General features: G+C 45.7%; 19 protein-coding genes and 1 riboswitch. Of the genes, 17 read left to right on the forward strand and 2 right to left on the reverse strand.

Annotated elements, in window-relative coordinates:
* The first annotated feature begins 7 nt into the window (after positions 1–7).
* The 3 genes from MHH82_RS39120 (at position 8) to MHH82_RS39130 (ending at position 4,903) form a co-directional block, all read left to right on the forward strand.
* Entirely contained in the window at positions 8–910 is a 903-nt protein-coding gene (locus tag MHH82_RS39120; RefSeq protein ID WP_072175523.1) for an aldo/keto reductase, read from the forward strand.
* Between the two features lie 185 nt (positions 911–1,095).
* Positions 1,096–3,180 carry a mannitol operon transcriptional activator MtlR gene (gene mtlR / locus MHH82_RS39125; RefSeq protein ID WP_032726506.1) on the forward strand — a complete coding sequence of 695 codons (2,085 nt, stop codon included), beginning with the start codon at positions 1,096–1,098 and terminating at the stop codon, positions 3,178–3,180.
* Between the two features lie 211 nt (positions 3,181–3,391).
* Positions 3,392–4,903, forward strand: coding sequence for a class I adenylate-forming enzyme family protein (locus tag MHH82_RS39130; protein ID WP_021481731.1), 1,512 nt, complete (start codon positions 3,392–3,394; stop codon positions 4,901–4,903).
* 19 nt (positions 4,904–4,922) lie between these two features.
* On the opposite strand, the gene MHH82_RS39135 is transcribed toward MHH82_RS39130, so the two are convergent.
* Positions 4,923–5,519, reverse strand: a complete 597-nt coding sequence (locus MHH82_RS39135; RefSeq protein WP_175288680.1) for a class I SAM-dependent methyltransferase — start codon at positions 5,517–5,519, stop codon at positions 4,923–4,925.
* Between the two features lie 155 nt (positions 5,520–5,674).
* Here MHH82_RS39135 and MHH82_RS39140 point away from each other — a divergent pair, with 155 nt between their 5' ends.
* The 5 genes from MHH82_RS39140 to amj all read left to right on the forward strand — a co-directional run bounded on the left by MHH82_RS39140 (position 5,675) and on the right by amj (position 9,506).
* The gene (locus tag MHH82_RS39140; protein WP_003246648.1) at positions 5,675–6,535 is read left to right on the forward strand and encodes an SDR family oxidoreductase; all 861 of its coding nucleotides are present in this window, start codon (positions 5,675–5,677) and stop codon (positions 6,533–6,535) included.
* 15 nt (positions 6,536–6,550) lie between these two features.
* Positions 6,551–7,054 (forward strand): D-lyxose ketol-isomerase, encoded by a 504-nt coding sequence (gene lyxE / locus MHH82_RS39145; protein ID WP_003234400.1) that lies wholly within the window; start codon positions 6,551–6,553, stop codon positions 7,052–7,054.
* An 85-nt stretch (positions 7,055–7,139) separates the two neighbouring features.
* The gene (locus tag MHH82_RS39150; protein WP_003234398.1) at positions 7,140–7,691 is read left to right on the forward strand and encodes a GNAT family N-acetyltransferase; all 552 of its coding nucleotides are present in this window, start codon (positions 7,140–7,142) and stop codon (positions 7,689–7,691) included.
* 77 nt (positions 7,692–7,768) lie between these two features.
* A complete protein-coding gene (locus MHH82_RS39155) occupies positions 7,769–8,191 on the forward strand; it encodes a pyridoxamine 5'-phosphate oxidase family protein (RefSeq protein ID WP_003234396.1) in 423 nt (140 codons plus the stop codon).
* A gap of 505 nt (positions 8,192–8,696) precedes the next feature.
* Complete coding sequence (gene amj, locus MHH82_RS39160) at positions 8,697–9,506, forward strand: lipid II flippase Amj (protein WP_015715258.1); 810 nt, start codon at positions 8,697–8,699, stop codon at positions 9,504–9,506.
* Positions 9,507–9,548: 42 nt separating this feature from the next.
* Here the strand turns inward: amj and MHH82_RS39165 are convergent, their stop codons facing one another.
* Complete coding sequence (locus tag MHH82_RS39165; RefSeq protein WP_015252794.1) at positions 9,549–9,839, reverse strand: DUF3817 domain-containing protein; 291 nt, start codon at positions 9,837–9,839, stop codon at positions 9,549–9,551.
* A gap of 184 nt (positions 9,840–10,023) precedes the next feature.
* On the opposite strand from MHH82_RS39165, the gene lrpC reads away from it, so the two are divergent.
* The 9 genes from lrpC (at position 10,024) to mutT (ending at position 22,724) form a co-directional block, all read left to right on the forward strand.
* Positions 10,024–10,458 (forward strand): transcriptional regulator LrpC, encoded by a 435-nt coding sequence (gene lrpC, locus MHH82_RS39170; RefSeq protein WP_003246585.1) that lies wholly within the window; start codon positions 10,024–10,026, stop codon positions 10,456–10,458.
* Positions 10,459–10,522: 64 nt separating this feature from the next.
* The gene (locus tag MHH82_RS39175) at positions 10,523–12,706 is read left to right on the forward strand and encodes a DNA topoisomerase III (RefSeq protein ID WP_340796662.1); all 2,184 of its coding nucleotides are present in this window, start codon (positions 10,523–10,525) and stop codon (positions 12,704–12,706) included.
* A 202-nt stretch (positions 12,707–12,908) separates the two neighbouring features.
* On the forward strand, positions 12,909–13,997 hold the full coding sequence (locus MHH82_RS39180; protein WP_072175525.1) for a lipoprotein YdaJ: 1,089 nt from the start codon (positions 12,909–12,911) through the stop codon (positions 13,995–13,997).
* Positions 13,978–14,829, forward strand: coding sequence for a cyclic-di-GMP receptor EpsK (gene epsK, locus MHH82_RS39185; protein ID WP_072175526.1), 852 nt, complete (start codon positions 13,978–13,980; stop codon positions 14,827–14,829). Before MHH82_RS39180 ends, epsK begins: the two co-directional genes overlap by 20 nt.
* A gap of 10 nt (positions 14,830–14,839) precedes the next feature.
* Positions 14,840–16,549 carry a DUF2334 domain-containing protein gene (locus MHH82_RS39190; protein WP_072175536.1) on the forward strand — a complete coding sequence of 570 codons (1,710 nt, stop codon included), beginning with the start codon at positions 14,840–14,842 and terminating at the stop codon, positions 16,547–16,549.
* Positions 16,542–17,804, forward strand: a complete 1,263-nt coding sequence (locus tag MHH82_RS39195; RefSeq protein ID WP_014475851.1) for a glycosyltransferase family 2 protein — start codon at positions 16,542–16,544, stop codon at positions 17,802–17,804. The genes MHH82_RS39190 and MHH82_RS39195 overlap by 8 nt, the downstream gene beginning before the upstream one ends.
* A 5-nt stretch (positions 17,805–17,809) precedes the next feature.
* Positions 17,810–19,921: a cellulose biosynthesis cyclic di-GMP-binding regulatory protein BcsB gene (locus MHH82_RS39200; RefSeq protein WP_072175527.1), complete on the forward strand. Its 2,112-nt coding sequence runs from the start codon at positions 17,810–17,812 to the stop codon at positions 19,919–19,921.
* Positions 19,922–20,056: 135 nt separating this feature from the next.
* Positions 20,057–20,200, forward strand: a riboswitch (cyclic di-AMP (ydaO/yuaA leader).
* Positions 20,201–20,392: 192 nt separating this feature from the next.
* The gene (kimA, locus tag MHH82_RS39205; RefSeq protein ID WP_072175528.1) at positions 20,393–22,216 is read left to right on the forward strand and encodes a potassium transporter KimA; all 1,824 of its coding nucleotides are present in this window, start codon (positions 20,393–20,395) and stop codon (positions 22,214–22,216) included.
* 58 nt (positions 22,217–22,274) lie between these two features.
* On the forward strand, positions 22,275–22,724 hold the full coding sequence (mutT, locus tag MHH82_RS39210; RefSeq protein WP_015715262.1) for an 8-oxo-dGTP diphosphatase MutT: 450 nt from the start codon (positions 22,275–22,277) through the stop codon (positions 22,722–22,724).
* The last annotated feature ends 44 nt before the right edge of the window (positions 22,725–22,768 follow it).

The raw sequence follows: 22,768 nt of genomic DNA on the forward strand, positions 1-22,768 counted from the left end.
ATTTTGCATGCAGCGTATTCAATTGGCGGAGGATCTTCAATTTTCAAGAGTCATACACGGGCTTTGGCGGCTGAATGAATGGAACTATTCAGATGCTGAACTTCTGAGCCTCATTGAATGGTGTATCGATCACGGCATCACGACCTTTGATCATGCGGATATTTATGGAGGCTATACGTGCGAAAAGCTGTTTGGAAACGCCCTTGCCCTTTCGCCTGGATTAAGAGAAAACATAGAGCTGGTCACAAAATGCGGTATCGTTCTTGAATCGCCTGAACGGCCCGCTCACAGATCGCATCATTATAACACAAGCAAATCGCATATTTTGGCATCCGTTGAGCAATCGCTTATGAACCTTAGGACGGATTATATCGATGTGCTGTTGATTCACAGACCGGACCCGCTCATGGATCCGGAGGGGGTAGCAGAGGCGTTTCAGGCCTTGAAATGCTCTGGCAAGGTCAGGTACTTTGGCGTTTCAAATTTTAAAGATCACCAGTATCGGATGCTTGATTCGTATTTGCCCGAGAAGCTCGTGACCAACCAGATTGAGCTTTCCGCTTATGAATTAGAAAATGTGCTCGACGGCACTTTGAACCTCTGTCAGGAAAAACGGATTCCGCCGATGGCTTGGTCGCCTCTGGCAGGCGGCAAAGTATTCACTGGAAACACGGATAAAGACCAGCGTGTCCGCACAGCGCTTGAATCCGTCCAAGGGGAAATCGGCGCTGCTTCATTGGACGAGGTCATGTACGCATGGCTGTTCACGCATCCGGCCTGCATCATGCCGATTGTCGGAAGCGGAAAGCGTGAGCGGATTTCCGCCGCGATAAATGCGTTGTCATACAAGCTTGACCAGGATCAATGGTTCCGCATTTTTACAGCCGTACAGGGTTGCGATATTCCATAAAAAGCATCAGCTTACCAGCTGATGCTTTTTCAATATTGTCACACCGCTTAGTGCCAAATTACCATTTATAAGTGATTGATTCTTTCTTGAAAGCGTTTTATATTAAAGGGAAACCTCTCTATATCCTCTACTGCATCTCCTTGCGACTTCATCCGCACATCAAGATAGTCTAGGAGGTCTTTTTTATGTATATGACTGCCAGAGAACAAAAGCTGTTAAAGCACTTATTATTACAAAACAGATATATAACCGTAACTGAGCTTGCTGAGCTGATGCAAGTCAGCACGAGAACCATTCACAGGGAACTCAAATCAATTAAACCGCTGATGGAAACCGTGGGGCTTACGTTAGATAAACAGCCCGGTAAAGGGTTGAAAGCAGTGGGAAGTCCCGAAGATAAACAAAAGCTGCTTACTGATTTATCATATGAACAGCATGAATACAGCGCCGACGAACGGAAACTGCTCATTCTTTGTTCGTTATTAGAGTCTCAGGAGCCCGTCAAACTGTACACGCTTGCTCATGATCTCCAGGTGACGAATGCCACGGTCAGCTATGACTTAGATGAGCTCGAGAAGTGGATTTCTCCCTTCGGACTGACACTGATCCGCAAAAGAGGTTTTGGCATCCAGCTTATAGGGCCGGAGAATGCGAAACGGAAAATTGTCGGCAACTTGATTGTGAACCGTCTCGACATCCAAATGTTTTTGGAAGCGGTTGAATTAAACATCAAAGGAAAAACCGATTCTTCAGAGAAAATGTTCGGGGTTGTCAGCAAAGGTGAGCTGTTAAAAATGGAGCGCATCTTATTTCAGCTCAAAGAAAAAATCGCTTTTTCATTGTCCGACAGCTCCTATATAGCGCTCGTCGTCCATCTAACGTATGCGATCGAACGAATTAAGCTTGGGGAAACTATCACCATGGAGCAAAATGAGCTTGAGGAACTGAAGAATGCGAAGGAATACAGCTCCGCTCTTGAAATCGCGGGCGAGCTTGAACGTGCCTTCGGCGTGACGATTCCAGAGGCGGAGGTCGGCTATATTACAATCCATCTTCGAAGCGCCAATCGAAAATACAAAACAGAATACAAAGCGCAGGAAATTGAGCTGGAAACAGCCCTGCAAACAAAGCGGCTCATTGCTTTTATTTCAGACAAAATCAGAATGGATCTGACGAAAAACTACTCTTTATATGAAGGCTTGATTGCCCATTTGGAGCCGGCCGTCAGCCGCATAAAAGAAAATATTGAGATATACAATCCGATGAAGGAACAGATCAAGCGCGATTATTTTCTGCTTTATATGGCGATCGAAGAAGGCGTCGAAAAGTATTTTCCGGGCATGTCCTTTTCTGATGATGAAATCGCTTTTATCGTTCTTCACTTTGGCTCGGCTCTTGAAATCAAAAAAGAAGAAGCAAAAGTGAAAGCGCTTGTCGTCTGCTCAAGCGGGATCGGCTCCTCGAAAATGCTTGCCTCCAGACTGAAAAAAGAGCTGCCGGAAATTGAATCGTTTGATATGTCATCCCTGATCGAGCTAAAGGGGAAGGATGTTCAAGCCTATGATATGATTGTGTCCACTGTACCGATTCCTTATGAAAACATTGATTACATCATGGTCAGCCCACTATTAAATGAGGAAGACGCAAACCAGGTCAAGCAGTATATCAAGCGGAAGATTCCCCTTATTCTTAACAAAAAAAGAAGCCCGAAGGAAGAGGCGCAGCAAGCTGATGTACCTGACATGCTAGAGGCGGCAGAAAGCATAGGGCGGTATATGGAGGTTATCCAAGATGTTCTGCGCCATTTTACGCTAGCTCAACTCAAAACAAACCCGGACCATAGCATGCTTTTGCTAGAGCTTTTTCAACAGCTGAAGAAGGATGGCCTGATCCGTAATCCGGAAAAAGCCGCGGTTTGCCTGGCTGAGCGGGAGAAACAAGGGGGATTGGGAATCCCCGGAACAAACATGGCGCTTTATCATCTCAAAAATGATGAAATCGTCCTGCCTTTTTTCAAAATGTTTGATCTCAGCACCTCCTATGAAGTGGATGGCATGGACGGAAATACCCTCAGGATGACACGCATTCTCGTCATGATGGCGCCTAACTCATTATCTGCTGAAGGCTCGGAGATTTTAAGCGCGATCAGCTCGGCAATTATCGAGAGCGGAGAAAGCATGGCGGGGTTTCAGGAAGAAGGAGAACAAGAATTGTATCAGCGGTTAAACCGCATATTTTTCACATGGATGAAAGAAAAAAACATACTGTAATCCTGCATGGCACACGTCAAAAATTTGGCGTGTGTTTTTCTTTGGACGGGGAACAAAATAAGAAAATGTGGGACTATTTTATCATTCAGTATTGGAATAATTCCAAAATGAAATAGTTTTACAAGTTATCTTTTTTGGGTTAAAATGGGTGAGGTAAGGAAGAAAATCTAACAAATTATTGAAGATTCAAGAGAATATAGGAGATGACGATATGGAAACATTACAGCATCTGATTCTGCATGACATGCCGAATAGCGAAGATATAGAGGCTGTAAAAAGCGGAGACCATACACTGACATATAAAGGTTACCGTAAACGGATTAATCAGCTGGCGAATGCCATGCTTCAAAAAGGAATTCAAAAGGGCGACCGTGTTGCATTGCTTTGCAAAAACGGCCATCCCGCCTCAACTGTTATGTTCGCCGCACTTGAAATAGGTGCTGTTGTCGTACCTGTCAGCTGGCAGCTGAAACCATATGAAATGACAGGCATTTTAAAAGCAAGTGAACCGAAAGCAATGTTTTACGGAGCGGAGTTTAAAGAGACACTAGATGAAGTTCTTCCTGAATTGTCCTCACTGTGTGTAACAATGGAAACAGGAACAGCTTACGAAACATCTGCTGAATTTGAAGCGCTGTTTGCAGGTCCTGATCATTTGCCAGAGACGGAAATGGTTTCCCCTGATGATACAGCACTTCTGATGTTTACATCTGGAACAACGGGTAACCCGAAAAGATGCATGATTACACATGGCGGCATATACCGATACGTTAAAAAATCCAACAGCTCAATAGCACGCATGAAGGGCCTTCGTTTTCTCGCGTGCCATCCGATTTATCATACGAGTGCGCTCATTTGCATCATGCTTGGAACGTTTGCAGAAACAACCTTTGTGTTTACAAAGGATCAAGATCCTGTTCACATGCTGAAGGTCATTGAAGAAGAGAAAATTCAGACCGTGATGGCTCTTCCTGTGTTCTACACGTATTTGCTTGAGGCGTGGGAAACGCACCAAACTGACTTATCTTCGCTTGTTATTTTAATGACAGGCGGAACAAAAGTGCCGAGCAGCCTAATCCGCCGCTATCTTGATATTGGCATTCCGCTTGCGCATGGCTATGGAAGTACTGAGGCTTGGGGCATCAGCACATGGACGCCTGATATGGGAATGGATAAAGCGGCATCTGCAGGAAAACCTGTGGCAGGTGTTAAAGTCAAAGTGGAAGATCCTCTGACTGGAGAAGAACTTCCTCAAGGACAAATCGGCGAAATCGTTGTTCATACTCCATTCTTATTTAAAGGCTATGAAGACAATCCTGAAGCAACAGCGAAAGTGCTGCAAAATGGATGGTTTAGAACCGGAGATTCAGGATATGTAGATGAAGATGGCTTTATTTTCATCACGGGACGCTACAAGGATGTCATTATTTACGGAGGCGATAACGTCTATCCTGATCAGGTTGAAGAAGTTATCCAGCAGATCCCGGGAATCCTTGAAACGGCTGTGGTCGGTATTCCAGACCCGCTTTACGGTGAAAAACCGAAAGCTTTTATCGTGAAAAATGGCGGCCAGCGCATCACGGAAGAGGATGTCATCGCATTTTGTAAAGAACGCCTGTCCGCTTACAAAATACCTGAAGTTGAATTTGTTAACGAACTGCCGAAAAACAACCTTGGCAAGGTGAAAAAAGACGTCCTGCGCAATCAGGCTGTACATTCATAAAAGAAGAAGCCCGTCCACTTTATGTGGCGGGCTTCTTTGCAGTTGCACAGACGGAAAGCTCAGGCTTAATGTTCTTAAATTCTATATCAATGTCTTCGAAGCCGGCTGCTTTAAAGTCAGCAATCATCTCTCTTCCAAATGATTTGGTTTTCTCAGGACTGGCATCCGCTTCCCGCGGCTGCATCGTAATGGCTGCTTTGCCGCCTGGCTTTAATGCCCGATAAATCTGTTTCATGCCTTTTGTTTGGTCATTCCAAATGGTGTAGTTGTTAACGGAAATCACTTTATCATAAAACGAGGCGGGGAGAGGAAATGTCTCGATGCTTCCTTGTATCAGGCGTACGCCCTTTGGTTTCACTCTGCGGGCGGCCAGCTTCAGCATGGCCTCTGACACATCAATCCCATGAAGATGAACATCCTTCTCCCGTTTCAGCACCTGCTGCATGCAGTATCCCGGGCCAAACCCGACTTCTAAAATGCTGTCCCCGCGCGTGATACCCAGCTGATTGATTGTCCACTGATTCAGTGTTTGATTTTCAGCAGCCATGATGTACCCGGCAATCATGCCGATGACGCCCTTTGGCCTGCTGAATCTTCTAGAAAGCATGTTAATCATTCAGCAACCAACCCCCTTTTTGAGTTAATTTCCTCCCAGCGTTCCATGTGAAACATTTTTCTAATAAAGCAATGCGAAGGTGCTACGCCATGTTTATCCAAAGAGTGTGTGAGGTACACAACAAATAGACATGAAAACAAAGGAGGAGAATCATCATGGCAAATTATCCAAAAGAACTGCCGGCACAAACTCAAAGTCGCCAGCCGGGAATTGAAAGCGAAATGAATCCGAGTCCGGTGTATGAGTACGAGGATTATAAAGGAGCAGACAAATTAAAAGGAAAAGTAGCTCTTATTACAGGCGGCGACAGCGGGATCGGACGTGCGGTTTCCGTCGCTTACGCAAAGGAAGGCGCAGATATCGCCATTGTGTATAAGGATGAGCATGAAGACGCTGAGGAGACGAAGAAACGTGTTGAACAAGAAGGCGTAAAATGCCTGCTGATTGCTGGTGACGTAGGTGAAGAGGAATTCTGCAATGAAGCGGTTGAAAAAACGGTCAAGGAACTAGGCGGCCTTGACATCCTTGTCAACAATGCAGGTGAACAGCATCCGAAAGAAAGCATCAAAGATATTACGAGCGAACAGCTTCACCGCACATTCAAAACAAACTTTTATTCTCAATTTTATTTGACTAAAAAAGCAATTGATTACCTGAAACCAGGCAGCGCCATCATCAATACGACATCTATCAACCCGTACGTAGGGAACCCGACACTGATTGATTATACAGCGACAAAAGGGGCGATCAACGCCTTTACAAGAACAATGGCGCAGGCGCTTGTTAAAGACGGCATCCGTGTAAATGCAGTCGCGCCGGGTCCAATCTGGACGCCACTAATCCCAGCTACGTTCCCTGAAGAAACAGTTGCTCAATTTGGGCAAGATACGCCGATGGGCCGTCCTGGACAGCCTGTTGAGCACGTCGGCTGTTATGTGCTCCTGGCATCAGATGAGTCCTCTTACATGACAGGACAGACCCTGCATGTCAACGGCGGAAACTTTGTGACGACATAAGAGGGAGTGAGACATATGGGCATCACGAAAGAAGAAGTGAACAGCTACTATCAAAAAGCAGGGATTGTATTAACGGACGAGGAAGTAGACCAAATCCAGCTGATGGATTACGGCTTAGGAAAAGAAAGAAAAGTCGGGCTCCAGCTCTTCGTCTACGTCAATACAGACCGTTATTGTTCAAAGGAATTGGTGTTGTTTCCGGGACAGACTTGCCCGGAACACCGCCATCCGCCGGTCGACGGCCAGGAAGGCAAGCAGGAGACCTTCCGCTGCCGCTACGGAAAAGTGTATCTTTACGTAGAAGGAGAAAAAACGCCGCTTCCAAAAGTTCTCCCTCCTCAGGAAGACAGAGAACACTATACGGTCTGGCACGAAATTGAGCTAGAACCGGGCGGGCAATACACGATTCCACCAAACACAAAGCATTGGTTCCAGGCCGGGGAAGAAGGTGCCGTCGTGACGGAAATGTCATCGACGAGCACGGATAAACATGATATCTTTACCGATCCAAGAATATAAGGATGGGCTTAACAGCCCATCCTTTTTGTATTGAAAAAAACAGAATCATCGCTATAATGGTTAAAAAAGGAAAGAGGGCGAGGCAATGTTCACTTGCAAGGTAAATGAGCACATCACCATCCGATTATTGGAGCCGAAGGATGCGGAGCGGCTGGCCGAACTCATTATCCAAAATCAGCAGCGGCTTGGCAAGTGGCTGTTTTTTGCGGAAAATCCAAGCAGCGCTGAAACGTACCGAGAAACAATCATTCCAGATTGGCGGCGCCAGTATGCCGACCTGAACGGCATTGAGGCGGGGCTCCTTTATGACGGCAGCCTATGCGGCATGATCAGCCTGCATAACCTTGATCAAGTGAATCGTAAGGCGGAAATCGGATATTGGATTGCCAAAGAATTTGAAGGGAAAGGCATTATTACAGCTGCCTGCCGAAAACTCATTACGTATGCTTTTGAAGAGCTTGAGCTGAATCGTGTGGCGATCTGTGCGGCTGTCGGAAACGAAAAAAGCAGAGCGGTTCCGGAGCGGCTCGGGTTTCTAGAGGAAGGCAGGGCACGGGACGGCTTATACGTAAATGGCATGCATCACGACCTCGTCTACTACAGTCTGTTAAAGCGTGAATGGGAAGGCGAAAAATAAAGAGCACACTTTCTTGTTTAAATCTTCCCCGGATGTGGAAAAGTAACAGCGGAGACGTTAAAAAGGAGTGATTCGAGATGAATCAGCAAGACATTAAACAAAAAGTGCTTGATGTTCTAGATCACCATAAAGTAGGTTCGCTCGCAACAGTTCAAAAGGGCAAACCGCATTCCCGCTACATGACTTTTTTCCATGACGGGCTGACGATTTACACACCGACAAGCAAGGAAACTCATAAAGCGGAAGAAATTGAGAACAACCCCAATGTCCACATTTTATTAGGCTATGATTGTGAAGGCTTTGGCGACGCATATGTCGAAGTTGCCGGAAAAGCCAAAATCAACAATTCGGCAGAACTCAAGGACAAAATATGGAGTTCCAAATTAGAGCGCTGGTTTGACGGCAAGGATGATCCGAATCTGGTGATTCTTGAAATTGAACCGGAGGATATCAGATTAATGAATGCCGGGGAGAAAACACCGGTCTCACTCGAACTATAAAAAATTTGTGTTTTCAGGGGCGATATGTTATTATGAATAGCTAGTAAGAAAAATAAGCAAATAAAAAAGAAAGTAAACTTCTTTTTTCTGTTTTGAGAGAGAAGCTTACCGCTTCCCAAGCAGCATAACCAGCTGCCCTTATTCTTTTCCTTCATAACAAATCGCCCCTAACGATGAGATGGAAAAAAGACTTTTTTGTTTTACAATTCACACCGGCGCGGCTTCGGAGCCGCAGTGACGATTGAGAGGTAGGGCTTTCGTTGTCTTGTGTTCAAGAAATTTCCATGGTGTTTACTTTCCAGAATGATTCTTCGGAACAATGCTTTATGAATCTAACCCGCCTGACTTGGCGGATGATATAATCTTTATTTGCGTATAGAAAAGAATAAGACAAACCGCCCGGCGTACGCCGGACGGTTTTTTTATTGCAAAAAACACATCGTACTGAAACCTCCTTGTCTTCTTTCCAGTCTTATCTCTAGGATGAAATTGGAGGAAGAATAACGTGCATGTCATTACAACACAAGTACTTTTTATTTTTTGTTTTTTATTGCTGATTCACTCGATAGAAACCTTAGCCTATGCTACAAGGCTTTCCGGGGCCCGCGTTGGATTTATTGCGTCCGCGCTTTCCCTGTTTAATGTCATGGTCATCGTGTCCAGAATGTCGAACATGGTGCAGCAGCCCTTTACCGGGCATTTAATTGATGATGCTGGAAAAAACGCACTGGCGATTGTAGGGGAGCAGTTCCGCTTTTTAATTTTCGGATCGACAGTCGGCACCATTTTGGGCATTATCCTGCTCCCGTCTTTTGTTGCTCTTTTTTCACGGGCGATTATTCACTTGGCGGGCGGCGGCGGCTCCGTTTTTCAAGTTTTCCGAAAGGGATTCTCGAAACAAGGATTCAAAAATGCCCTTTCCTATTTGCGTCTGCCGTCTATTTCATATGTAAAAGGATTTCATATGCGCTTGATTCCGAAGCGTTTGTTTGTCATCAACATGCTGATTACATCGATTTATACGATTGGCGTGCTTTCGGCTTTATACGCAGGCCTTCTGGCGCCGGAGCGCAGTACGACAGCCGTCATGGCTTCGGGTTTGATCAACGGAATTGCGACGATGCTGCTGGCCATTTTTGTTGATCCTAAAGTATCTGTTCTAGCTGATGATGTGGCAAAAGGAAAACGAAGCTATCTCTATTTAAAATGGACCTCTGTCACAATGGTCACATCAAGGGTGGCGGGCACACTCCTCGCCCAGCTCATGTTTATTCCGGGGGCCTACTATATCGCCTGGCTGACAAAGTGGTTTTAATAAAAAAGGCTGGATCAAAAATCCAGCCTTTTTTGCGTTCCCTTATTTATATTTCCTTAATCCGCGGTCGTACAAAAAATTTCCGAATGGGACGAAAGCGGCGACGAAGCCGGCAGCTGACCATTTCAGCGGCCATTTGACAGAGAAGGTTGCATAAGCCAAGACAAGCAAATACAAAATGAACAACCCGCCGTGAACCGAACCGACAATTGTCACCGCAAGCGGAAGGCCTGCCCAATATTTAAGCGGCATAGCGATGAACAGCAGGATTAAGAGTGACATTCCTTCAATAAAACCCATCGTGCGAAGTCTTCCGATCGGCGTGTGCAGCATAAATCGCCCTCCTTGTGGACACGTTTTCATTTTATACTATAAACAATCCGGAGGGGCATATGACAGCTTTCAAAAAATGTTCGGAAAACATTCATTTTTACATGCCTTTTCTAGGGAACTGTACTTGTCATTTACAAAAATACCCGAGATAATGTGTACAAAATCAAAAAAGAAGGATGTTGAAATGAAACTTGACCAGATTGATCTGAATATCATTGAGGAGCTGAAGAAGGACAGCCGTTTGTCGATGAGGGAATTAGGCAGAAAAATTAAGCTGTCGCCTCCATCTGTAACAGAACGGGTAAGACAGCTTGAATCGTTTGGCATCATCAAGCAATACACGCTGGAGGTCGACCAGAAAAAACTGGGGCTTCCCGTTTCCTGCATTGTGGAAGCAACCGTTAAAAACGCGGATTACGAGCGGTTCAAAAGCTATATTCAAACATTGCCGAATATTGAATTTTGCTACCGGATTGCAGGTGCAGCCTGCTATATGCTGAAAATCAATGCCGAAAGCCTCGAAGCGGTAGAAGATTTCATTAACAAAACATCGCCCTACGCGCAAACCGTCACTCACGTCATTTTCTCAGAAATTGACACGAAAAACGGGCGCGGTTAGAGAGTGCCGCGTGAAGTCTGTTATAATAACAGGATGAGCGCGAAAGAAAGAGAAGTGATCAAGCATGTCAAAAACAGTTGTATTAGCTGAAAAACCTTCAGTCGGCCGGGATTTAGCCCGGGTGCTGAAGTGCCATAAAAAAGGAAACGGTTATCTCGAAGGCGATCAATATATTGTGACCTGGGCTTTAGGCCATTTGGTGACGCTTGCTGATCCGGAAGGCTACGGAAAAGAATTTCAATCATGGCGCCTAGAGGATCTGCCGATTATCCCAGAACCCTTGAAGCTTGTGGTGATAAAAAAAACCGGAAAGCAGTTCAATGCAGTCAAATCCCAGCTTACCCGTAAAGACGTCAATCAGATTGTCATCGCGACTGACGCAGGCCGGGAAGGTGAGCTTGTTGCGCGCTGGATCATTGAGAAAGCGAATGTCCGAAAACCAATCAAGCGGCTGTGGATTTCATCTGTGACGGATAAAGCGATCAAGGAAGGTTTTCAAAAGCTGCGCAGCGGCAAAGAATATGAAAACCTGTACCATTCTGCCGTCGCCAGAGCGGAAGCGGATTGGATTGTGGGAATCAATGCCACCCGTGCACTTACCACAAAATTCAATGCCCAGCTCTCATGCGGGCGTGTGCAGACTCCGACGCTTGCCATGATTGCAAAGCGCGAGGCAGACATTCAAGCGTTTACGCCCGTTCCGTATTACGGCATCCGTGCTGCAGTCGACGGCATGACGCTGACGTGGCAGGATAAGAAATCAAAGCAGACGAGAACGTTCAATCAAGATGTAACAAGCCGTTTGCTAAAAAATCTCCAAGGAAAGCAAGCGGTCGTAGCTGAGCTGAAAAAAACAGCGAAAAAAAGCTTTGCGCCTGCGCTTTATGATTTAACGGAGCTGCAGCGTGACGCCCACAAGCGCTTCGGTTTTTCTGCTAAAGAAACGCTTTCTGTACTGCAGAAGCTATATGAGCAGCATAAGCTCGTCACATATCCGCGGACGGACTCTAGATTTTTATCCAGTGACATCGTCCCGACGTTAAAAGACCGTCTGGAAGGCATGGAAGTAAAACCGTATGCCCAATATGTCAGCCAAATTAAAAAACGCGGCATTAAATCTTATAAAGGATATGTCAATGACGCGAAGGTGTCAGACCACCACGCGATTATCCCGACCGAAGAGCCGCTCGTTCTCAGCAGTCTGAGTGATAAAGAACGAAAGCTGTATGACCTGATTGCGAAACGTTTCCTTGCTGTATTAATGCCTGCATTCGAATATGAGGAAACAAAGGTCATCGCAGAAATCGGCGGAGAAACCTTTACGGCGAAAGGCAAAACCGTGCAATCGCAAGGGTGGAAAGCCGTTTATGATATGGCGGATGAGGATGATGAGCAGGAGGATGACAGAGACCAGACACTTCCTGCGCTTCAAAAAGGCGACACACTTGCCGTCCGCACGTTAACGGAAACAAGCGGCCAAACGAAGCCGCCTGCCCGCTTTAATGAAGGGACCTTGCTGTCTGCGATGGAAAACCCAAGCGCATTTATGCAGGGAGAAGAAAAAGGCCTCGTCAAAACGCTTGGAGAAACAGGCGGCCTCGGCACGGTGGCAACGCGTGCCGACATTATTGAAAAACTGTTCAACAGCTTTTTAATCGAGAAAAAAGGCCAAGATATTTTTATCACTTCTAAAGGAAAACAGCTCCTGCAGCTTGTTCCGGAGGATCTGAAATCACCGGCCTTAACAGCAGAATGGGAGCAAAAGCTGTCTGCGATTGCGGCCGGCAAATTGAAATCGGCTGTTTTTATTAAAGATATGAAGGCTTACGCTCACCAAACGGTAAAAGAAATCAAAAACAGCAGCCAAACCTTCCGACATGACAACATCACGGGAACGGCATGTCCGGAATGCGGCAAAATGATGCTGAAAGTAAACGGCAAACGCGGGACGATGCTCGTGTGCCAAGATCGTGAATGCGGAAGCAGAAAAACGATTGCCCGAAAAACAAACGCACGCTGCCCGAACTGCAATAAAAGAATGGAGCTTCGCGGCCAAGGCGAGGGCCAAACCTTTGCGTGTGTGTGCGGTCACCGTGAAAAGCTCTCTGTATTTGAAAAACGAAAAAACAAAGACAAAGCGCGTGCTACCAAACGGGACGTATCCTCTTATATGAAAAAACAAAATAAAGATGAGCCGATTAACAACGCGCTGGCAGAACAGCTGAAAAAACTCGGTTTGGATAAATAATAAAAAAACCTGTGCCTATCGCACAGGTTTTTTTATTGGACTTAGGTCCTGTTTTCTTAATGTTCAAAAAGGGGAAAAAAAGCTAGCAATCTGCATTTTTTTCTTTTATAGTAAATGTACTTTGTAACATGGCAGTCATATTTTCGTCTATAACTAATTGTGAGCGTCTGATTTGCTTCAGGCGACAAAGGGGGATTTGCCTGTGAGGCATGTACTAATTGCTGTCATCTTATTCTTCTTATCTATCGGACTTTCCGCAGGGTGTGCTGAAGCTGGAAACAAGACCCAAAATCAGTCGGCGACAGAAGTGAATGCCAGCCCGCTCCAGCCGGCAGAATATTTCATCTATCACAATTTAATGAATGGCCAAGGGCTGATCAAAACCGATTTTTCAGACCAGCCTTCTTACTTGTCGGAATCTCTCGGACTGTGGATGGAGTTTCTGCTCAGCAAAAATGACGCACCGCATTTCCAGGATCAATATCAGCATCTGACTGATTCATTTCTGATGAGCAATCACTTGGTGACGTGGAAGATTCAAAATGGCCAAGCGAGCGGGACGAATGCGCTGATAGATGATATGAGAATTATGCTGTCTCTTGACCAAGCCGCCGCAAAATGGGGCCGCAGCGACTACGCGCAAACGGCTAGGGATATCGGCATGTCTTTGAAGACATACAATATGAACAACGGGTTTTTTACAGACTTTTACGACTCACAGGCCGCTTCAAAGGATGTGACAATTTCATACGTCATGCCTGATGCTTTAGCTGTCTTAAAGAAGAATGGAATCATAGACGAAGAAACAGAACAGCGGAATGCCAATGTTCTCTATTCAGCTCCTTTAAAAAATGGCTTTCTGCCGAAGACATACAGCTCGGAGACGAAGGAATACACATATGACAGTGAAATCAACCTGATTGATCAGCTTTACGCTGCTTGGCATTTGCCGGAAGGGGATGAAAAAGCATCTGTTTTAGCAGACTGGATCAAGCAGGAATTTCAGAAAAACGGAAAGCTGTACGGGCGGTATTCGGCAGATACGAAGGAGCCTGCCGTCCAATATGAGTCTCCATCCGTATATGCCTTAGCCGTATTGTTTTTGACAAAACAGCATGAAAACAGTTCTGTCATCAAAGCCATATATGACAGAATGAATGACTTTGAAATTCATGATCCGGTGAAATCGTATTATGGAGGCTATATGAGCGGCACTCAGACGCATTCATTTGACAATCTGCTGCCGCTGTTAGCCGAAAGGAAGCTTTTTAATGAAAATATCATTCAGTGAATCACAAAAATTATTTGCTTATTTTTCAGGGCTCATCGCGGCCCTGTCTTTGTTTATTTATTATGTGTCAGCCCAGCAATCAGAAGGTGCTCTGATCCTTTGCATCACATTTGGCGTCATCGCCGCAGGCATCTGGTTCGGCCCGATTTACGCGCTGGCAGTGACCTTAATCGTACTCTTTGTTCTCGGCACCTTAATGATGTTTTTCCAGACTGGACAGGCTGCGTTATTTCCGGCTGAGGAAGGACTGCGAATGCTTGTCGTGTGGGGAATCGCGCTTTTGCTGTTTTCTTTTATTTCTGGACGAATCCACGATATTACGGCAGAGCTTCGGCGCTCAATGACACGGCTTCAATCCGAAATCAAAAGCTTTGTTGCTGTTGACAGAGTGACCGGTTTTGATAACAAGCAAAGGATGAAGCTGGAACTTTCAGAAGAAATCAAGCGGGCGGAGCGCTATGGCAATTCTTTTGTGTTTTTGCTGCTCCATATGCATTATTTCAAAGAGTTTAAGTCTTTGTACGGTGAAAAAGAAACGGACCGCCTCTTCCAATATGTCGGTCAGCAAATCAGGACAAGCGTTCGGGAAACGGATAAGAAATTCCGTCCCTCTGACGAGCGTATCGGGATCGTGCTGACGCACACGCCTGCTGAACATATGCCGGCCGTTCTGACCAAGCTGAAGAAACAATTGGATACATATCAGCTGGAAAATGGAAAGTATGTGTCGCTTACGTTCCACGTTTGCTATTTGCCCTACCGCAACGATATCAAAACAGCTGATCAATTTTTAGAAGAACTGGAAAACGAGATGATGATGAATGAACTATAAAGGAATCACATTGCTATGCGTCATGATGCTTCTATTTTCAGCTATTGCGTCTTTTCCCGTTTCTGCGCAAGCGAAAGATCAGGATGCCGGCATTCTCATCATCTACTCAACCTTGGACGGCAAAGAGTCGTCACAAGTCAAAATGCTCGATTTGCTTGCGGGCCACTTTACATCCCATGTGACAGTCAAAAAAGATTCAGACGTTGAAGCGTCGGATTTCAAAGGGAAAGACCATGTGATTTATTACGGCCAAACGAAAAGAAAGCTCAGCAAAAAATTGCTGTCTCTTATCAGCGGCGTAAAAAAACCGGTTGTCGCCATTGGCTATAATGCAGGCCAAATCAGCCAATTTTCCGGGCTTTCATTAGCCCGCAAAGAAAATGTGTTTCAGGTTCACAGCAGGTCGGAAAAGGCCGATGTGTCTCTGGAAAGCGGGCTTAACGTGCTGAGTGTATCAGGCCTGAAAGGAACGGCGCTTTACACCTTCAAAGCTGATGACGGCACAACGCATTCTTTTATATGGAAAACAAAAAAAGGGAATGTGTACATTGGATTAACAAATTTGTTAAATGACAATTTGATCGTGGCGAAACAGCTCAGAGAAGCTTTCGGAGAGAAGGCGGGGACGACGTTATTGTATTTGCGTCTCGAGGATATCAGCCCGATGTCTGATGAAAAACTGCTGCTTCAAGCCGGTACATACCTGCATAAGCGGCATATTCCTTTTATCCTGGCGGTCATTCCGGTTTACTTGAATCCGGAAACAGGCGACAAAGTGTATTTGTCTGATCAACCGAAGATGGTCAAGGTGCTGAAGAAGCTGCAAAGCATGGGCGGCAGTATCATAGTTCACGGCTATACTCACGCTTATCGCTACAGTGAAACAGGAGAGGGATTTGAATTTTGGGATGCAAAGGCGGATCAGCCGATTACATCCGGAAATGCCGAAGACCCCCCGTCCATTTTGGAGAAAGAACAGGACTTCCCGAACGAACAAGCCTATCACAGCTATCTTGAACCATTTCGGGAAAAGGAAGAAACGTATACAAAACAAAAACTGACGCGTGCCATTGAGGATTTGACATCATCGGGTCTTTACCCGCTGGCGTTTGAAGCGCCGCATTACACGATGTCCGAATATGGCTATCAAATCGCCTCGCAGTATTTTACAAGCATTTTCGGCCAGGTCCAGCTCAGCAGCACAACATGGAAAACATCCGGTGCACCTCCGTTTGTGACTGCTCCTTCGATGTTGCACGGAATGATGCTTTATCCGGAAACGATCGGCTTTGTCGACACATCAAAGCAAAACCCGCTCGGTGAGATGGAGGAGCGCATCTCCCAGATGATTGATTTTGAAGGCGGAGTAGCCGGAGGATTTTATCACCCGTACCTTGGGATGAAATATCTGCCTGAGCTGGTTGATCAGATGGAACGCATTCCAGACAGTGAATGGCTTGATTTAAAGAAAACGAAACAAACCGTCAAAACAGACAAAGTGGAAATTCATACAAGCGGTGACGGAACGATTCAGGTGAAAAACGGCGTAAGCCCCATTGACGAGTTTTTCGATCATCACCGGCAAACCCCTCTGGAAAAGGCGTTATGGATTCTCTCCGCTGTTGTGCTCTTATTTGTCATCATGTTTGTCAGTTATACGTTTTACTTGAGAGCCACATTGAAAAAACGAATTTTTAAGGAGAGAAGAAGCCTTGGGTAATACGCTGTTCTTTATCTCGCTAAGTTTAATATGGGTTATGCTTCTCTACCACATGTTCCTCATGCAGGGCGGGTTTCGCCACTATATGACCTTCGAACGGAATATCCCAAAGTGGAGAGAAAACATGAAGGAACTGCCGAAGGTCAGCGTCCTTATCCCGGCGCATAACGAAGAGGTTGTGATTCGGCAGACGCTGAAGGCCATGGTCAACCTTTATTATCCGAAGGACCGGCTGGAGATTATCGTCGTTAACGATAATTCATCAGACCGGACGGGTGATATCGTCAATGAATTTTCCGAGAAATACGATTTTATCAAAATGGTGATTACGAAGCCGCCAAATGCAGGAAAAGGAAAATCCTCTGCACTTAACTCAGGTTTTGCCGAATCAAACGGCGATGTGATCTGTGTGTATGACGCCGACAACACGCCTGAGAAAATGGCCGTGTATTACCTCGTGCTCGGCCTGATGAATGACGAAAAGGCAGGCGCCGTGGTAGGGAAATTCCGCGTCATCAATGCAGCGAAGACGCTGCTGACGAGGTTTATTAATATCGAAACGATCTGTTTTCAGTGGATGGCCCAGGGAGGCAGATGGAAGTGGTTCAAAATCGCCACGATCCCAGGCACCAACTTCGCGATCCGCAGAAGCATTATCGAAAAGCTCGGAGGCTGGGATGACAAAGCGCTCGCTGAGGACACTGAACTGACCATCCGGGTGTATAATCTCGGCTATCACATCCGCTTTTTCCCTGCCGCCATCACGTGGGAGCAGGAACCTGAAACATGGAAGGTATGGTGGCGCCAGCGCACCCGATGGGCGCGCGGCAATCAATATGTCGTGCTCAAATTTTTGGCGCAGTTTTTTAAGCTGAAACGAAAACGGATTATCTTTGATTTGTTTTATTTTTTCTTTACGTACTTCCTGTTTTTCTTTGGCGTGATCATGTCGAATACGATTTTTGTTGTGAATTTGTTTTATGATTTGCATTTATCGGTTGGATTTTTGGCAATGATTCTCTGGATTTTGGCATTTTTCTTATTTATGACAGAGGTCATGATTACGTTGAGCATTGAAAAAACAGAAATGAACAAGCAAAACTTTTTTATCGTATTTCTCATGTACTTCACATACTCGCAGGCATGGATTGTGCTTGTTATCTACTCTTTATTTGTAGAAATCAAGCACCGTTTATTCAAGCAAGAGGTCAAATGGTACAAGACAGAACGATACAATCAACATAAAAGCGGGTGACCTTTTTGAAACAAATAATGATTTTTCTCACAAGCTTCATGCTGCTGGCGATGACTGGACAAACGGCTCTTGCCAAAGACGTACAGGTCAGTGGTTCGCTCCTCGGGAAAAGCAGCCAAGAACAAGCCAAACAGCAGGTGCTTACAAGCGAGCTGATTACACTGTATGGATCAAAAGACAGCGCAGAGCTGACGTATCAGATCCCGGCAGGCGCTTCTTCGGGCAATCAGCAATTGGTAATCGAATACGAGGCATCAAATCTTTTAATTTCTCCATCATCGTTAACGGCTGTCATTGATGATGAACCGGTCAAGACGTTAAAGCTTGATGGTGATTCCAAACGGAAAACAGTGAAGCTGAATCTGAATAAAAGCCAGTCTGCGCAAGGCTATCACAACGTATCGTTGAAATTCTACGGCGTAATGAAAGAGGGCGTGTGCGTCAGACAGGATACATCAGGCAACTGGATCAAAATTTATCCGGACAGCCGGCTGACACTTGCTGACAGCAGTGAAGCGAAGGGAACGTCGCTGGACCATTATCCGTATCCTTTCGCCCAATCTGGAAATACAGCGGAAGAAACAGCCATCGTCATTCCGGATCACCCAAGTTCAGCAGAAATAGAAGCTGCTGTTAAAACAGAAGGCTATTTGAAAACGGTGGACAGCAGTGTCAGTATTGCGTATGTCACGGAATCTGAACTGAAAAAAATCGATAAGCCGACGATTGTTATCGGCGTGGACAAGCATTGGAACGGCAAAGTGAAAAAACTGTTGAAACAAGCTGGGCTACAGGCAAAAGGAGAAAACCTTCTGCTTGCGGAGCGGGTGCTGAAAGCAGAGGGCAAACAGCAGCCGGTTCTGTTTGCGCAAGCGGCGTCCGAGGACGCGCTCACTAAAAAAATCAGCGTGATGACAGATCAGACATATACAGGCCAGCTCAGCGGCGATACACTTTCAATCAGCAAGCTTCGGCAGACTGAAAAAAAGGAAAGCGATAAGCTGACCCTTGAGAATTTTGGAGCGGGCGATATCACAATTGGAGCTGACAAAACATCTTCAGCACATTATTTTTATCCGGCTTCGGCTGTTTTAGATGAAAACCAATTGGCGAAGCTGTCGCTTAAACTGAAAAAGTCTGAAACGATTCAAGCCTCAACGGCTGAAAACGAGTCAGCCTCTCAGGCCGCAGAACTGAAAGTGATGATCAACGACCAGCCGCACTCGGTCCGGCTTGATGAATTAGGAAAAGAAGATAAAAACGGATTCTATCATGTCACAGTGAAAGTGGACCCTAAGCTGCTGCAAAAAAACCGCTACATTGATATTCAGTTCGTCACGACCGGTTTAAAGGAAAACAACCCTTGCAACACCACTGATGAAGAAAAGTGGGTTTTTATCGATAAAAACAGTACATTATCATACGCCATCAAAGGCATGTCTCCGTCAGCGGATTTTCAAGAGTGGCCGCTGCCTTACGCCGGAAACCAGGATCAAACAACGTTAATCGTGCTTCCTGACACCGTAAGCCAATCGAAGCTAGAGGAGCTTTCTCTCGTGACGGAATCCTTTGGCAGCGAAGCACAGCATTCATATACGGTAAAGAAATCATCTGACGTTACAGCAAATGATGCGAAAGGACGAAACCTCATTTTCATAGGAGGGATCAATCAATTTTCTCTTCTGAAGGAGAAATCATCAGATCTGCTTGTGCCGCAGGAAAAGAACGGATCGTTTGATGTATCTGGTTTCGAGATGCTGAATGAGACGACAAAACAAGTGGTATTTACCCAAGCATCGGTTTGGGATTCACGCTATACAATGGCTGTCTTTGCACCGTTAAAAGGAGATGGCGCGGCTGTCACAAAAGAGATCATCAGTTATCTGAACAGCAACGATGAGTCGGCAACCGTCCTTAATGAAACAAACAGCCAGCAGGTGTTTACAAACCACCAGCAGCTCAAATCGGAAACAAACAGTTCCGATGCAGAACAACTAACACAGGATCATAGCCAGAAATGGATGTATATTGGTGTGCTGGCACTCATTATGGTGATTGCGGCAGTGTTCATTTGGATTGCCGTAAGACGCAGAAAAAGAAAGACAGATACAGAATAAAACAGAGGCGATTTTAGCCTCTGTTTTTTTATTTTTGGTAAGTAAATTCCATTTGTGGAACCTGTCATTTTATTTTTTTCTCTCAGCCAATAAGCCTCTTTACAACGTGCGGGAACGGGAGTATGATCTCTTTTAGAAAACAAATCGCTTAATCTGAAATCAGAGCGGGGGACCCAATAGAACGGCTTTTTGCCGTTGGGGTGAATCCTTTTTAGGTAGGGCTAACTCTCATATGCCCGAATCCGTCAGCTAACCTCGTAAGCGTTCGTGAGAGGAGATGAATGAAACCTGTGTTCGATGTTATGGCACAGGGGCATCCGTTTGCCTCTGTGTTTTTTGTTGTTCATTTTTGAATGCAAATCGCATACAGAGACATCATAGCAGAAAGGACTATCAACAACATGTGAGAGCAAGACACTGATGTTTTATTGTTTTAATTGAAAAATGAGAAATTAAAAGGGGAAGACATCGATGTATCATTCAATCAAACGTTTTTTGATTGGGAAACCACTAAAATCCCAAGCAGCTGGAGAGCAAAAACTGACGAAATTAAAAGCCTTGGCTATGCTTTCCTCAGATGCGCTGTCATCTGTCGCATATGGGACAGAACAAATTCTAATCATTTTGGCAACAATCAGTGCTGCCGCATTTTGGTACTCCATTCCGATTGCGGTTGGCGTTCTCATATTACTGCTCGCACTGATTCTTTCATACAGGCAAATTATTTACGCTTATCCGCAGGGCGGCGGGGCGTATGTCGTTTCTAAAGAAAATCTCGGTGAAAAACCGGGATTGATTGCGGGCGGTTCATTGCTTGTTGATTATATTTTAACAGTAGCGGTAAGTATTTCCGCAGGCACGGACGCCATCACGTCAGCCTTTCCTGCATTGCATGATTATCATGTGCCGATCGCTATTTTTCTCGTGTTAGTGATTATGATTTTGAACCTGCGCGGTCTTTCGGAATCGGCATCCATTCTTGCCTACCCGGTTTATCTGTTTGTGGTGGCGCTTTTGGTTCTCATTGCAGTCGGGTTGTTTAAACTCATGACAGGACAAATAGACCAGCCAGCCCATCATACACCGCTGGGCACACCTGTAGCCGGCATTACGCTGTTTTTGCTGCTTAAGGCTTTTTCCTCCGGATGCTCAGCGTTGACCGGGGTTGAGGCCATTTCTAATGCGATTCCTGCATTCAAAAACCCGCCTGCGCGAAACGCGGCAAGAACGCTTGCGATGATGGGGATTTTGCTGGCAATCTTGTTTTCCGGCATCACGGTGCTCGCGTACGGGTATGGTACGGCGCCGAAGCCTGATGAAACAGTGGTTTCACAAATTGCATCCGAAACCTTCGGGCGGAATGTGTTCTACTATGTCATCCAAGGTGTCACATCGCTTATTTTGGTTCTTGCGGCAAATACGGGATTTTCAGCCTTCCCGCAGCTTGCCTTCAACCTGGCGAGAGACCAGTATATGCCGCGAATGTTTACAGTCAGGGGCGACCGCTTAGGCTTCTCAAATGGGATTATCTTTTTAGGCTTTGCCTCCATTGTTCTCATTATCTTATTCGGAGGACAGACGGAGCACTTAATCCCGTTATATGCTGTGGGCGTATTTATTCCATTTACGCTTTCACAAACCGGCATGTGCATGAAATGGATCAGGCAAAAACCAAAAGGCTGGATCGGAAAAATGCTGATCAACTCCTGCGGCGCACTGATATCGTTTATGGTTCTATCCATCCTGTTTGTGACGAAGTTTAATGTTGTATGGCCTGTGTTAATCTTTATGCCTATAGTGGTTTTGCTGTTTTTTGCGATTAAAAATCACTATACAGCGGTTGGTGAACAGCTTCGCATCGTAGACAAAGAGCCGGAAGAAATCAAAGGCACCGTTGTGATTGTGCCTGTGGCCGGTGTCACCACCGTCGTGCAAAAATCGATTCACTATGCGAAATCACTGTCCGATCAAGTGATCGCCGTTCACGTGTCATTTGACAGAGAACAGGAAAAGAAATTCGAAAAACGCTGGGAAGAGCTTAATAACGGCGTGCGTCTCGTTACGCTTCACTCCTCGTACAGAAGCCTTGTCCATCCGTTTGATAAGTTTTTGGAAACAGTTGAGGCAAAAGCGAAGAAGGAGCAGTTTTCCGTTATGGTGCTGTTTCCGCAATTTATAACGAAAAAACGCTGGCACACCATCCTTCACAACCAATCGGCCTTCCTCCTCAGAGTCCGGCTGTTCTGGAAAAAGGACATAATGGTTGCCACACTGCCGTATCATTTTAAAAAGTAAAGCTCTAGGACCAAGGGAATCACCTTGGTCCTTTTTTGCGAGAAAAGGAGGTATGGCGGTGTATACACAAGGTGCTTTTGTGATCGTATTGAACGAAAGTCAGCAAATTCTGCTGGTGAAACGAAAAGATGTCCCTCTATGGGATTTGCCGGGCGGCAGGGTTGATCCCGGGGAATCGGCTGAGGAAGCGGCAGTGCGGGAGGTATTGGAAGAAACGGGATACAATGCAGCGCTTTCTGCGAAAATAGGTGTTTACCAAAGGCCAAAGTTTCAAGATGAACAGCATCTGTTTTTCGGAAGCATAACAGGCGGACAAGCAGTGGCTGACGGCACAGAGACAGCGGGATTAAAGTGGGTTTCCCCGGGGCGTTTGCCGCTTTTTATGGTGCCGAATCGAAAAAGGCAGATCAATGATTTCAAGAACGGCGCTCAAGATGTAAATGTCACCGTCAAGGATAGAGGGTTGCTCGCGGCGATCGACCTGTTGAAAAGAAGACTGGGCAAGTGATTCAGGTCTCCGGGTTTTAAAGCCTTTCTCCTGTGGTATTGAAA

This window comes from Bacillus sp. FSL K6-6540, from assembly GCF_038007545.1.

Excerpts from the sequence above, each read along its gene's own strand:
- MHH82_RS39120 (WP_072175523.1), top strand. The coding sequence starts at position 8 with ATGCAGCGTATTCAATTGGCGGAGGATCTTCAATTTTCAAGAGTCATA.
- mtlR (WP_032726506.1), top strand. The coding sequence starts at position 1,096 with ATGTATATGACTGCCAGAGAACAAAAGCTGTTAAAGCACTTATTATTA.
- MHH82_RS39130 (WP_021481731.1), top strand. The coding sequence starts at position 3,392 with ATGGAAACATTACAGCATCTGATTCTGCATGACATGCCGAATAGCGAA.
- MHH82_RS39135 (WP_175288680.1), bottom strand. The coding sequence starts at position 5,519 with ATGATTAACATGCTTTCTAGAAGATTCAGCAGGCCAAAGGGCGTCATC.
- MHH82_RS39140 (WP_003246648.1), top strand. The coding sequence starts at position 5,675 with ATGGCAAATTATCCAAAAGAACTGCCGGCACAAACTCAAAGTCGCCAG.
- lyxE (WP_003234400.1), top strand. The coding sequence starts at position 6,551 with ATGGGCATCACGAAAGAAGAAGTGAACAGCTACTATCAAAAAGCAGGG.
- MHH82_RS39150 (WP_003234398.1), top strand. The coding sequence starts at position 7,140 with ATGTTCACTTGCAAGGTAAATGAGCACATCACCATCCGATTATTGGAG.
- MHH82_RS39155 (WP_003234396.1), top strand. The coding sequence starts at position 7,769 with ATGAATCAGCAAGACATTAAACAAAAAGTGCTTGATGTTCTAGATCAC.
- MHH82_RS39165 (WP_015252794.1), bottom strand. The coding sequence starts at position 9,839 with ATGCTGCACACGCCGATCGGAAGACTTCGCACGATGGGTTTTATTGAA.
- lrpC (WP_003246585.1), top strand. The coding sequence starts at position 10,024 with ATGAAACTTGACCAGATTGATCTGAATATCATTGAGGAGCTGAAGAAG.
- MHH82_RS39175 (WP_340796662.1), top strand. The coding sequence starts at position 10,523 with ATGTCAAAAACAGTTGTATTAGCTGAAAAACCTTCAGTCGGCCGGGAT.
- epsK (WP_072175526.1), top strand. The coding sequence starts at position 13,978 with ATGAAAATATCATTCAGTGAATCACAAAAATTATTTGCTTATTTTTCA.
- kimA (WP_072175528.1), top strand. The coding sequence starts at position 20,393 with ATGTATCATTCAATCAAACGTTTTTTGATTGGGAAACCACTAAAATCC.